Source organism: Massilia oculi (assembly GCF_017582745.1).
GTDB lineage: Bacteria > Pseudomonadota > Gammaproteobacteria > Burkholderiales > Burkholderiaceae_D > Telluria > Telluria oculi_A.
In genome coordinates this window covers 1-9627 of sequence record NZ_JAFVIM010000049.1, presented here as the reverse complement: position 1 = coordinate 9627, position 9627 = coordinate 1, and the positions used below count along the sequence as shown (strand labels likewise).

Sequence of the window (9627 nt, the reverse complement as noted above, 5' to 3'; positions counted from 1 at the left end):
ATGCCGCGTTGTAGTCTTTCCAGTTGGTCGTTCGGTACTTCAGCTTTACGGGAGCAATCATGCCGTCAGTTTACCCGTGCTGCGCCTCGGCCGCTGATGGGCCGATTTGTGCAACAAAGCCCTATCACGACTGTATGTAAAATGTTTTAAGCACCTTTTAATTCGAGGGTTACTCAAAAGAAATGGTTCGCAGGACGAAGGAAGAAGCAGCGGCGACCCGCGACAGCATTCTCGATGCAGCAGAAATCTTGTTCGCAAAACAGGGTGTTTCGCGAACGACATTACAGCATATCGCGACGGCAGCGGGTGTAACGCGCGGCGCGATTTATTGGCATTTTGTCGACAAGGGCGCGCTGTTCAGCGCGATGATGGACCGCGCCACGATGCCGATGGACACGGCGATCCAGCAACTGGGCGAGCGCCAGGTCGCCGACCCGTTGCAGCGCTTGCGCGACGAGCTGATGGCGGTGCTGCACATCGTGGTCAGCGACGAGAAGGCGCGCCGGGTGTTCGAGATCGCCACCCTCAAGACCGAGTTCACCGAAGAAGTCGACTCGGCCCGCGTGCGCAAGCGCGAAGCGGTGGCCGAGTGGCGCGCGCGCATGGAAGCGCAGCTGGCCGAGGCGCGCGCCAACGGCCAGCTGCCGGCCAGCGTCGATCCGCACAACGCGGCGACCTGCATGTGGGTGATGCTCGACGGCCTGCTGCGCAACTGGCTGTTCGACCTGGAATCGTTCGACCTGATGGTCCTTGGTGGGGAGGTGATCGATACCTTCCTGGCGGGATTGAAGGCGCGCTGACGGCGCATCTCCAATAAAAAACCCGGCCGCGGCCGGGTTCTCGTCGATCACGCCGTGGCGTTTAACGCATGCCTTCGATCATCTGCTTGAGCTTGATCGAATCGGCGACGAAGGCGCGGATGCCTTCGGCCAGCTTCTCGGTGCCCATCGCGTCTTCGTTCAGCATGAAGCGGAAGGTCTTTTCGTCGATCGCGATCTTCTCGATGTCGGCGCTGTCGTCCTTGACCAGTTTGCGCTCGACCGGCGCGTCGCTGTCGGCCAGCTTTTGCAGCAGGTCGGGCGAGATCGTCAAGAGGTCGCAACCGGCCAGTTCCAGGATCTGCGAGGTATTGCGGAAGCTCGCGCCCATCACTTCGGTGTCGTAGCCGAACTTGCGGTAGTACTGGTAGATGCGCTTGACCGACTGCACGCCCGGATCGTCGGCGCCTTGATAATCAGTGCCGGTCGATTTCTTGTACCAGTCGTAGATGCGGCCGACGAACGGCGAGATCAGCTTGACGCCGGCTTCGGCGCAGGCCACCGCCTGGCACAGCGAGAACAGCAGGGTCAGGTTGCAGTGGATGCCGTCTTTTTCCAGGATCTCGGCGGCGCGGATGCCTTCCCAGGTCGAGGCGATCTTGATCAGCACGCGCTCGCGCGATACGCCGTTCTTTTCATACAGGGCGATCAGCTCGCGGCCCTTGGCGACGGTGGCTTCGGTATCGAACGACAGCGCGGCATCGATCTCGGTCGAGACGCGGCCCGGCACGTACTTCAGGATCTCGACGCCGAAGGCGATCAGCAGGCTGTCGACGATCGCTTCGACCGAGGCGCCCGGGGCGTCGGCGATCGCCTTTTCCAGCAGCGGACGGTATTCAGGCTTTTGCACCGCCTTCAGGATCAGGGAAGGATTGGTGGTCGCATCCTGCGGGGCATAGGCCTTGATCGACTGGAAGTCGCCGGTGTCGGCGACCACGGTGGTGTACTGCTTGAGCTGTTCGAGTTGGTTCATGTGGGTCTCTGGATGGTGTGGCGCAATTAGAAATCGGTGGCGGCAATGAACGCCGCGAGCATGGCTTCGAGGCCAGCGCGGTCTTCTTCCGAAAAACGATCCGGCTTCGGGCTGTCGATATCGAACACGCCGATGAGCTTGTCGTCCTTGATCACTGGAATGACGATTTCCGAGCTAGAGGCCGAATCGCAGGCGATGTGGCCCGGGAAGACATGCACGTCCGGCACAACGATGGTCTTGCGTTCGACTGCCGTCGTGCCGCAGACGCCGCGGCCGAAGGGGATGCGGGCGCAGGCGGGCTTGCCCTGGAACGGGCCGACCAGCAAGTCCTGGCCTTCGCCTTTTTTCGAGGCCACCGTGAAGTAGAAGCCGGCCCAGTTCAGGTCGGAGATCGTATCGTAGACCAGTGCCGAGAACTGGGATGCATTGGCGGTCAGGTCGCGCTCGCCCTCGAGGACGCTGGTCACTTGACGCACCAGCAGGTCATAGTCGGGACGGTCGCTGCGTTCGGGATTGATATGCATGTCAGGCGAAAATGCTGGTCGAAAACCGCTATTTTACAGCCACCGCAGCCGCAGGCGCTCCGGCGTCCGGCGGAGTCATCGAAATGACCAGCCTGAACCGCTGGCGCAACCTCGGCTTGCCGTCGGGGAGCTTGCCAGGGTGATAATGCACGTCGGTCTGCAGGCGCTCGCCGTTCACCCGCAGGCGTTGCACCGTCGCGCTGGCGCGCGCGTCGACCGGCATCGCGACCTCGGTCTGGAACAGGTGTTTGCCGGTCGGGTCCAGCAGGTCGAGCAGCAGGCGCGCGCCATCGCCCGACGCCACCAGGATGAAGTTGCCGGTGCAGGCAAAGCTGTCGACGTCGGACCAGGGCCGGAACGACCACGCGCCGGCATCGAACTGCCGGTGCGAAGCCACCGTCGCGATCCGGTAGGAAGGCGGACAGCCATCACCTCCTTGAATGGGAGGATCTTCCCGGCCGGCCCGGAGCGGCGTGTGCGTGACGGGCGCTGCGCCATACGGCGGCTCGTCGCGCCGGGCGCCGGCCGGGGACGCCAATCCCAGCACCCTGCGCACGAAGGCCATTGCCTCTTCGCGGACCGGGCCGCGCAGGTACTTCCGGCCGAGCAGTTCGTTACTGTCGCGATCGCGGATGGACAGGCTGGTGATGCGGTCAGGCCCTTCTTCGGACCGGTCCGCATGTTCCTCGACCACGTAGCGCGCGCGGACGTCGCCGCGGGGATGCACGACGAAGCTGCCCGGGCCGGCACGGCGATAGACCTGGTCGAGATGCAGCACGAACGGATAGCTGGCCCACAACATGTCGTCGAGGCCGAACAGCGGCTGGAACGGGCCGGCGCCGGGCTGGTCGAAGCCGATGTGGCGCAATTCGACGCCCTCGACATCGCTCACCGCGCGCATCACGATCGGAGCGGGCAGCCGCAGCTCGGACTTGGCCATGCACATCGTCAGGGCGACGGCCGCAATGAGGGTCGACAGGAGTAGCTTGTAAAACGTCGGCATTTAACTGGTCAGGATCGATCGGCCATCGGAAGATCGGGATCCAAGGGTTGATCGGCAAGGGTGAGTAACCGCCCATTCTAGATCAAATGCGTTTTTTGCCGTCGGTGCAGGCGATCAGCCGATGAACGAATCGAACTGCATGTCGAATTCCTGCAGCGCCTTCTGCGCGTTCTGCATCTTCTTGCGGAATTCCGGCCCGCGGCGCAAGGCCAGGCCCACCGCGAGCACGTCGATCACCACCAGGTAGGCCAGGCGCGCCGAGATCGGGGTATAGGGATCGGTGGCGAACACCAGGTCGATCGGGATCAGCAGGGTGGCCATCTCGGCCAGCGGCGTGCCGGACGGCGCCAGCACGATCACGTCGGCGCCGCCGGCCTTGGCCAGCTTGGCCGAACGGGTCAGCGCCGGGTTGTTGCCGCGCTGCGAGATCGCCACCACCGCATCGCCTTCGCGCAGCAGGGCCGCGGCGATCGAGTGGATGGCCGGATCGGTGTAGGCCACCGTCGGCACGCCCGAGCGGAAGAACTTGTGCTGGGCGTCGGCGGCCACGAAGCCGGACGTGCCCTGGCCGTAGAACTCGATCTTGTTGGCGCGCGCCAGGATCTCGAGCGCCTGCTGGACGAGTTCCGGCTTGAGGTTGTTGCGCAGGTCGAGCAGGGTGTTGATCGAGCGGCTGCAGATCTTGTTGATCAGGTCCGACGCCAGGTCGTCCTGGTGCGGAGCCTCGCTGGCGCCGGGCAGCGCCAGCGCCAGGCCTTGCGCCAGCTTGAGCTTGAACTCGTGCCAGCCGTCGTAGCCGAGCGTGCGGCAAAAGCGCACCACGGTCGGTTCCGACACGCTGGCGCTGCGCGCCAGGGCGGTGATGTTCTGGCTCACGGTCGCGGAAGGCGCGGCCAGCACCGCGAGCGCGACCTTGCGCTCCGATTTGGAGAGCGTGTCGAGCTGGGTGCGGATCGAGTCGAGCAGCATAGGTAAGTATCCGGCAGGTCTCGAGCGTCAGTCTTCCGGCAGCGATTCTTCGCGCCACTGCAGGCCGTCGCGCCCAATGAGCGCGCTGGCCGCTGCCGGGCCCCAGGTGCCCGAGGTGTACGGCGCCGGCGCGCTGTCGTCCTGCTCCCAGTGCTCGAGGATCGGCTCGACCCATTCCCAGGCCGCTTCCAGCTCGTCGCCGCGCATGAACAGGGTCAGCTGGCCACGCAGCACGTCGAGCAGCAGGCGTTCATAGGCCTCCATGCGCGGCGCCTTGAACTGCTCGCGGAAATCGAGTTCGAGCTCGGCCTGCTTCAGGCGCATCGAATCGCCCGGGGTCTTGGCCATCAGGTTCATCGACAGGCCTTCGTCCGGCTGCAGGCGGATCACCAGGCTGTTGGGCTGGAAGCTCGACGTCGGCTGGTTGAAGATCGAATGCGGAATCTGCTTGAAGCGCACCACGATCTCGGCCAGGCGGTCGGCCATGCGCTTGCCGGTGCGCAGGTAGAACGGCACGCCGGCCCAGCGCCAGGTGTCGATCTCGGCCTTCATCGCCACGAAGGTCTCGGTGCGCGAGCTCTTGGGCGCATCGGGTTCCTCGCGGTAGCCCGGCACCTGCTGGCCGTCGATGTAGCCGGCGCGGTACTGGCCGCGGATGATGTTCTGCGACAGCGTGGTCGGGGTAAAGCGTTTCAAAGACCTCAATACCTGCAGCTTGGCGTCGCGCACGGCGTCCGGCGCGATCGAGGTCGGCGGTTCCATCGCCACGATGCACAGCAGCTGCAGCAGGTGGTTCTGCAGCATGTCGCGCAGCGCGCCGGAATTGTCGTAGTAGCCCAGGCGGTTGCCGACGCCGATCTTTTCGGCGATCGTGATCTGCACGTCCGAGATCCATTCGCGCCGCCAGAGCGGCTCGAACAGGATGTTCCCGAAGCGCAGCGCCAGCAGGTTCTGCACGGTCTCCTTGCCCAGGTAGTGGTCGATGCGGTAGATCTGCGATTCGGCGAACACCTTGCCGACGTCGAGGTTGATCTGCTTGGCCGAGGCCAGGTCGCGGCCCAGCGGTTTCTCCAGCACCACGCGCGAGTTCGGCGTGGCCAGGCCGGTCGCGGCCAGGTTGTCGCAGATCTTGGCGAACAGCTGCGGCGGCGTGGCCAGGTAGTAGACGCGGGTGAGCGATGGGTCGTTTCGCAGGGCCTCGACCAGCGCCTGGTAGGTCGACACGTCGGTCGCGTTCAGCGCCACGTAGGTGATGCGCTGCAGGAAGCGCGTCCAGCTCGGCTCGTGGACCGTGTCCTTGATGTGGGGCTTCGAGTTGTTCTCGACCATGCGCAGGAATTCCTCCTGCGTTGCATCGTCACGGCCGACGCAGATGATGCGGCTGCTCTCCGGCAGGTCGTTGCAGACGTCGCGCGAGTACATCGCGGGCAACAGCTTGCGCATCGCAAGGTCGCCGCTGCCGCCAAAGAAAACGAGGTCGAAATCGGAAAGGGCCATGGTCGGTGGAATCTGCGTTGGAAGAAAGTATTTGTGTAAATTTACTACATAAATACTCTTCAATCAAGAAAATATACTACGTCCGGTGCGCGTCCAGCCTATGGTGCCACATCCGCCGGCGCCAGGTCGCGAGGGTACGGTTCGCCTGTTTGGTTTTCCCGCTCGATGGCCTGCCATTGCGGCGCGCGTGCGCGGTAGAGTTCACCGAGCCAGTCGGCGAAGGCGCGCACGGCCGATGACGGATGCCGGTTCTGCGGATAGACCAGCGACAGCGGCGCCGGCGCGTCCCGGTGCCCGGCCAATACCCTGACCAGGCGGCCGGCGCGCAGGTGCGGCGCCGCCAGGTAGCTGGCGATGCGGATCAGTCCCAGCCCCGCCAGGCCGCAGTCGAGGTAGGCGTCGGTCTCGTTCACCGTGAGCCGCGGCGCGGCGTCGACCGTGCGCCGCTTGCCGTCGACGTCGAAGGTCCAGCCGCCCGCGCGGCCGTCGCGTCCGGATTGGAAGCCGATGAGGTCGTGCTGCGCCAGCTCGTCCAGCGTGCGCGGCGCGGGATGGCGCCGCAGGTAGTCGGGCGAGGCGCAGGCGATCCAGTCGAAACTGCCGATTTGACGCGCGACCAGCAGGGCCGAGGCGTCGAGCGTGCCCGCCCGCACCGCGCAATCGACGCCCTCACGAATCAGTTCCACCGGCCGGTCGTCCAGCGTCAGCGACAGCTCGACATCGGGGTAGCGCGCCTGAAAGTCGCGCAGGGCGGGAATCACGAGCGCACGTGCGAAGGACGCGGTCATGTCCACGCGCAGCAGGCCGCGCGGCGCGAGGGCGCCGTCGGACAGGACCTCTTCGATGCCTTCGATCTCGCGCAGGATGCGTCGGCAGTGGTCGTAGTACAGGCTGCCGTTCGGCGTCAGGCGCAGCGTTCGGGTCGTGCGCTGCAGCAGGCTCGCGCCCAGCGCCGCCTCGAGTTCCTTGATCGACCTGCTGATGGTGGAGCGCGGCAGCGACAGGCTGCGCGCGGCGCCGGCGAAACTGCGCGCCTCGACCACGTGCGAGAAGATCTGCATTGCCCTGAGCTTGTCCAAGCGTGTCCTCCTTCGCTGCCGTCGATTGCCGGATTATCCCATTTATCGCAATTCTGAAAGCAGCTCCCGCTGGCTTATGCGAGTGAAGCATTCTTTCTACACTGAGCGCTTTCGACAGCAAAGGTATAAAAAATGGATCAATCGACCTCGATCGCCGCAGCCGGCGGCATACTGGTGCTCGGCGCCGGCGAACTCGGCATGGCAATCTTGCGTCACCTCGCGCCGCGCTGCCGGGATGCCGGAATTGCCTTGAGCGCGCTGGTGTCCCCACGTTCGCTGGCGGACGATCACGGCGAACTGCGCGCCATGGACGTCACGCTGCTGCCCTTCGACCTGGCGGCGGACGACAGCTCAGGCCTGGTCGCGCTGCTGCGCCATTTCGATACCGTGGTCGGCTGCACCGGCTTCGTCGCCGGGCCGGGAACGCAGCGCAGGCCGACCCGGGCGGTGCTCGATGCCGGCGTGCGCCGCTATATCCCATGGCAGTTCGGCGTGGACTACGACGTCGTCGGCAAGGGTAGCGGCCAGCCGGTGTTCGACGAGCAGTTCGAGGTGCGCGGCATGTTGCGGGGCCAGCATGCCACCGAGTGGATCATCGTCTCGACCGGCATGTTCACCAGCTTCCTGTTCGAACCGGCCTTTGGCCTGGTGGACCTGCGGGCCGGGATCGTGCGCGGCCTGGGCAGCTGGGATACCCGGGTGACGGTGACCACGCCCGACGACATCGGCCGCTGCACGGCCGCCATCCTGTTCGAGGCGCCGCCGATCGCCGACCGGGTGATCTACCTGGCCAGCGACACCGTGTCCTACGGCCAGCTGGCCGACATCGTCGAGAAGGTGACGGGGCGCCCGGTGGAGCGCGAACTCTTGAGCGATGCGCGGCTGCGCGCCGACCGCGCCGCCAATCCGGACGACGGCATGGCGGCCTACCGCATCGCCTTCGCGCGCGGCGATGGCATGTGGTGGGACAAGGAAAAGACCTATAACGCGGCGCGGGGCATCCCGATGGTCGATGTCGAGGCCTGGCTACGCATGCATCCGGCTTGATTGCAAGTGACAATGCGCGCTGTCGCGCGCCATCAACAGAGTGCGCGCCGATTCCCAAGGCGCATGACAGGCGAATCGATTCGGACTATAGTTTCCTCACATAAACATCGCTGCCACCCGAGCAGCGACCGGAGGGGACATGGTGTGGTTGCATAATATCGGTCGTGCGTTGCGGCAGGTCGCGGCGCCATTCAAGGGACGCTCCTTGTCCGGCAACGTTCGCACGCTGGTGGTCAAGGCGCGCGACGGCAGCATCCGCACGGCGATCAATGCCGCGCGCCTGCGCAAGGAAGTCGACCAGGCCCAGGCCCAGGCGGCGCGCCAGCACCAGGCGGCCGATGCGCTGGCGGCCAGCGCGCGTGAAGTGGCCGAGCTGTCGGCCGACGTCAATGCCGGCACGGTGCGCATCGCCGACACCGCCCAGCGCAATCTGGCGGCGGCGCGCGAATCGATGGAAGAGCTGGCGAGCCTCGAGCGGCGCATGCGCCACATCGAGGAACAGGTGAAGGGATTTTCGGACACCGTGACCCTGCTGGTCGGCCACCTGCGCGAGATCGGCGAGTTCGGCACCGTCATCGAGAACGTGGCCAACCAGACCAATCTGCTGGCCATCAATGCCGCGATCGAGGCGGCGCGCGCCGGCCCGGCCGGGCGCGGCTTCGCGGTGGTCGCCTCCGAGGTGCGGCGCCTGTCGCAGGTGGTCAATCTGGAGGCGGTCAAGATCGCGAACGCCAGCGGCGCGATGCGCGAGCTGGTGACCTCGACCTCCGGCGCCACCGCCGGCATCCTCGACGGCGTGAACGTCTCGGCGCGCGAAGCCGGCAGCGCGGCCAGTCACCTGACGGCTTTTGTTGCCGACTTCGAGCGCATGACCGCCACCGTCGACCAGATGGCGGCGGCGATGCAGTCGCTCGACGGCGTCAACCAGCAGATCAATGCGAAGGTGGAAGAGGTGGCGCAGAACGCTTCCAGCTCCGAAGCCACGATGCAGGACGCTTCGCGCCGCGTGGACGAGGTGCGGATGGCCACCGAAGAGCTGCAGGGCGTGCTGGCGGGCTTCCGGACCGGCGGCACGGCCTTCGATGCGCTGGTGGACACCACCACCGTGCTGCGCGACCAGGTGAGGGCCTGCCTCGAGGGGCACGCGGCTGGCGGCGCCAATATCTTCGACCAGCAGTACCGCCCGATCCCGCAATCCGACCCGCCGCGCTTCACGACCTCGTACGACCGCGCGGTGGAGCGCGACCTGCAGCAGCTGTTCGACCGCGTGCTGACCGACCTGCCGGGAGCAGCCTACGCGCTGGCGGTCGACAACCGGGGGTATGCGCCGACCCACAACACCAAGTTCTCGCGGCCGTCGACCGGGCAGCGCGAGCATGACCTGGTGTACTGCCGCAATAAACGGATCTTCGACGATCCGGTAGGGATCCGGCTGGCGAAGAACCGCGAGCCGTTCCTGCTGCAGACCTATCTGCGCGATACGGGAGAGGTGATCAACGACCTGTCGATGCCGATCGTGTTCCAGGGGAAGCACTGGGGTGCGGTGCGGATCGGGTATGACTCTGCGCGGATGATGGGGCGTACCGGGCGCTGAGAGCCTGTCAGATTTTCTGTGTGGAACGGGGTCATGAAATAATCCTGAGAGGACTGTTCCATGACCGATGCAATGACCACGAAAAAGCCCAAGAAGCAGAAAGCTGCATACCCGTTCCCCGTC

The 9627-nt window shown here is 65.5% G+C and carries 9 protein-coding genes; 3 read left to right on the top strand and 6 right to left on the bottom strand.

Annotated features, from left to right (window positions below):
* Positions 1-182 precede the first annotated feature (182 nt).
* Positions 183-800, top strand: a complete 618-nt coding sequence (locus J3U95_RS27555; protein WP_208281674.1) for a TetR family transcriptional regulator — start codon at positions 183-185, stop codon at positions 798-800.
* Between the two features lie 61 nt (positions 801-861).
* Here J3U95_RS27555 and tal read toward each other — a convergent pair whose 3' ends face one another.
* From tal to J3U95_RS27525, 6 genes are all read right to left on the bottom strand, one after another.
* Positions 862-1791: a transaldolase gene (gene tal / locus J3U95_RS27550; RefSeq protein WP_208281673.1), complete on the bottom strand. Its 930-nt coding sequence runs from the start codon at positions 1789-1791 to the stop codon at positions 862-864.
* Between the two features lie 26 nt (positions 1792-1817).
* A complete protein-coding gene (gene msrC / locus J3U95_RS27545) occupies positions 1818-2315 on the bottom strand; it encodes a free L-methionine (R)-S-oxide reductase MsrC (RefSeq protein ID WP_208281672.1) in 498 nt (165 codons plus the stop codon).
* A gap of 28 nt (positions 2316-2343) precedes the next feature.
* Entirely contained in the window at positions 2344-3318 is a 975-nt protein-coding gene (locus tag J3U95_RS27540) for a hypothetical protein (protein ID WP_208281671.1), read from the bottom strand.
* A 114-nt stretch (positions 3319-3432) separates the two neighbouring features.
* Complete coding sequence (locus J3U95_RS27535) at positions 3433-4287, bottom strand: SIS domain-containing protein (protein WP_208281670.1); 855 nt, start codon at positions 4285-4287, stop codon at positions 3433-3435.
* A gap of 27 nt (positions 4288-4314) precedes the next feature.
* On the bottom strand, positions 4315-5784 hold the full coding sequence (gene zwf / locus J3U95_RS27530) for a glucose-6-phosphate dehydrogenase (protein ID WP_208281669.1): 1470 nt from the start codon (positions 5782-5784) through the stop codon (positions 4315-4317).
* A 98-nt stretch (positions 5785-5882) separates the two neighbouring features.
* A complete protein-coding gene (locus J3U95_RS27525; RefSeq protein WP_208281668.1) occupies positions 5883-6863 on the bottom strand; it encodes a LysR family transcriptional regulator in 981 nt (326 codons plus the stop codon).
* Positions 6864-6995: 132 nt separating this feature from the next.
* On the opposite strand from J3U95_RS27525, the gene J3U95_RS27520 reads away from it, so the two are divergent.
* Positions 6996-7910, top strand: a complete 915-nt coding sequence (locus J3U95_RS27520; RefSeq protein ID WP_208281667.1) for an aromatic alcohol reductase — start codon at positions 6996-6998, stop codon at positions 7908-7910.
* Between the two features lie 139 nt (positions 7911-8049).
* Complete coding sequence (locus J3U95_RS27515) at positions 8050-9504, top strand: methyl-accepting chemotaxis protein (protein WP_208281666.1); 1455 nt, start codon at positions 8050-8052, stop codon at positions 9502-9504.
* The last annotated feature ends 123 nt before the right edge of the window (positions 9505-9627 follow it).

Coding starts and splice junctions, on each gene's coding strand:
- msrC (WP_208281672.1), bottom strand. CDS start 2,315: ATGCATATCAATCCCGAACGCAGCGACCGTCCCGACTATGACCTGCTG.
- J3U95_RS27540 (WP_208281671.1), bottom strand. CDS start 3,318: ATGCCGACGTTTTACAAGCTACTCCTGTCGACCCTCATTGCGGCCGTC.
- zwf (WP_208281669.1), bottom strand. CDS start 5,784: ATGGCCCTTTCCGATTTCGACCTCGTTTTCTTTGGCGGCAGCGGCGAC.
- J3U95_RS27555 (WP_208281674.1), top strand. CDS start 183: ATGGTTCGCAGGACGAAGGAAGAAGCAGCGGCGACCCGCGACAGCATT.
- J3U95_RS27515 (WP_208281666.1), top strand. CDS start 8,050: ATGGTGTGGTTGCATAATATCGGTCGTGCGTTGCGGCAGGTCGCGGCG.
- tal (WP_208281673.1), bottom strand. CDS start 1,791: ATGAACCAACTCGAACAGCTCAAGCAGTACACCACCGTGGTCGCCGAC.
- J3U95_RS27535 (WP_208281670.1), bottom strand. CDS start 4,287: ATGCTGCTCGACTCGATCCGCACCCAGCTCGACACGCTCTCCAAATCG.
- J3U95_RS27520 (WP_208281667.1), top strand. CDS start 6,996: ATGGATCAATCGACCTCGATCGCCGCAGCCGGCGGCATACTGGTGCTC.